This window comes from Neisseria sp. P0021.S006 (genome assembly GCF_051956895.1).
This window is the reverse complement of the sequence record NZ_JBQCWZ010000129.1, coordinates 1-2,496: the sequence shown is the minus strand read 5'-3', so window position 1 is coordinate 2,496 and position 2,496 is coordinate 1. Positions and strand designations below refer to the sequence as shown.

Annotated in this window: 2 protein-coding genes; both read left to right on the top strand. The window is 51.8% G+C overall.

Annotated elements, in window-relative coordinates; translation table 11 throughout:
- Positions 1 to 224 precede the first annotated feature (224 nt).
- Positions 225 to 1,181, top strand: coding sequence for a Slam-dependent surface lipoprotein (locus tag ACTHUM_RS11490; protein WP_440402924.1), 957 nt, complete (start codon positions 225 to 227; stop codon positions 1,179 to 1,181).
- A 217-nt stretch (positions 1,182 to 1,398) separates the two neighbouring features.
- Positions 1,399 to 2,496 (top strand): surface lipoprotein assembly modifier (locus ACTHUM_RS11485; protein ID WP_440402923.1); only part of this gene is annotated, 1,098 nt, incomplete at its 3' end.

Genomic DNA, 2,496 nt, shown 5'->3' with positions numbered 1-2,496 from the left:
GACCCGATGTCCAGCACCCCCGTTCCCGGCCCAGGTAGGACGGTTACCTTCGGCCTAAAAGCGAAATTCTAAAATTTTCAATCAGACCTATTGTCAAAAACAAATTAGTATATATAATATTGATTATCAATATTATTTTTATATGACGGTCTTTTTTCTGCTTTCTGCCGCCATCTATATTTCAAAGATAAGCAGGCTTTTTTCAATTTCTTAGGAGTCTCAACATGAATGTGCGTCAAACCGTCTTAGCCGCCCTTTTGATGGGTGCTTTTGGTTCTGCCTTGGCTGTAGAGAATATATATGGAGAATCAAGTACAAACCGTGTGAAAACTCAAAAATCGGATGCGCTGCCGTTTGGTGCAAACCGTGCCGGTATCAGTATAGACAGCGATGGAAACAACCGTTATTCGAATTCCATCAACCTCGAAGCCGGACCCGCGCAGCGCATCCGCAACAAATACGGCAATACGCCCATCAACGGCGGCAATCAGAACGCCAATGCAAATGGCACGGCCAATCCGAAATACCTGCAACCCGGCGACATCAACCCGATTGCGGGCTGGTTCTCGAAAACCAAACTCGCCCAAGTGTGGTATGAAAAACGTGCCAACAACACCGAAGTGTTCAGCGTACGCCAAATGGCCGACCCAAAGTTACCGATTGCACCGAAATTCGGCGGCATGACCTTTGCCAAAGTGCCGACTGCGGCAACCAACGTCTTCTTCGGCGAATGGGCGCCGCGCAAAGGCAACAGCAATCAGATTACCAACAGCACTGATTTAAATATGAACGACGGCAACCGCACGGTTTGGTTTGTGGGTGAGAATCCGACTAAAAACACTACGGGCTTAGCTACCGCCACCTATAATGTTGTCGGCATCAACAAGCACACGCCGGGCAAAAACGATTTCTATACTGGTGAAATCAAAGCCACATTCGGCACGAGCGACAAAGGTTCTATGAGCGGAGCACTAAAACGCGCAGGTGATAGGGATTTGAACTTTAACGGTGTTGAAATTATCAATTCAAAAGGTACATTCAACAGTATTAAGGGACGAAATAACGAAGGCATTATCGGACAATTCTACGGCAATGGCGCGGCAGCCATGGCAGGCTATGCCACTCGCGGAACTGACAACAACAAAGGCGACGACGTAGCCTTCGGCGGTGCGAAAAAATAGCCTTGTCTGCTTACGCGATTAGGGAATGCCAGTGTTTTCGGCGTTTGGCCGTCCGTTCCCGCAATCAGGTAAACCGCCATTTTTTAACTACAGCCGCAGTAGGCATAAATATACTGCGGCTGACCTGTTTCTGAAGTGCCGTGCAAACCTGCATTATCTCGCAGAATTTTTGCTTTACTTCTTTCAGACGGCCTCTCCGCCCCAAGGACCCTATCTCATGAAACACCGCCTCTGCCTGCTTTTCCTGCCGCTCTGTACGGTCTGCCTTGCCGCCCCGTCCGACGATGCCGCGGACGAACGCCGCCGCCTGCTGGATGAGAGCAGCCGCCAAACGCAGCAATATCGAGAAAGTGACTGGCTGGACACGGAACAGGCCCGCGAGAAAGTGGAAGAAAACAACGGCTATATTTCGATAGATGGTGAAATCTACCAAGTCGGCGATACGGCGGAAGAACTGGAAAGTGCGATTTACCACGCCCTAAACGCGCGACAGTGGCACAAGGTGCGACAGTTTGCCGCCCGCTACGCCAAACTGCCGCAGCACAAACCCGCGCTGATTCATTTGGCCGATGCGCTGCAAAAACGGGCCGAAGGGGATTCTCGCGCGGCGGAGAACAGTTTTCAGACGGCCTTGGAAGCCGAACCCGACAACCCCCGCCTGCTGCTCGAAGCGGGGCGGTTTTATGCCGAAGACAACCAAAACAAAGAGTCCGTCGCCGCGTTTGAGAAAGTTCTGAAAACGGATATTCCTGCTGAAACCCACCCCATCGTGGAAAACTACCTGTCCGAACTGGGCAAACGCCGCCGCTGGCACGGCCAAATCAGCCTAGGCTACGGCTACAACAGCAATGTAAACCAAGGCAACGGCATCAACCAATGCGTGTGGGAAATCGCGGACATGTGCCTGATGGAGCGCACCCTGCCTGCGCCAACGGATTCAACCTTCTTATCCTATAGCGCGACCACCGAAAAAACCGTCCCGCTCAAAGGGCATCACGGTGTACAGGTGCGCAGTGTACTGTACGGCAACCGCTACACGGAAAAAGACAAAGATTCGGCGGCTATGCCGGATTACAGCTATCACAACAGTTCGCTGTACGCGGGATACGCCTATGCCGACGCACGCTCCTCCTTTTCCCTGCTACCCTATTTCGAATATGACTTCCGCAACCGCCACACCCACTACCGCGCATGGGGCGCGGATGTCGACTGGTCACGCACACTTTCCCCTCGCTGGCGTATTAACTCACATGCTGGAGCAAAAAAGACCGGATACGGCGGACAAAGCAAAGATTATTTTGCCGACTACAAGCAA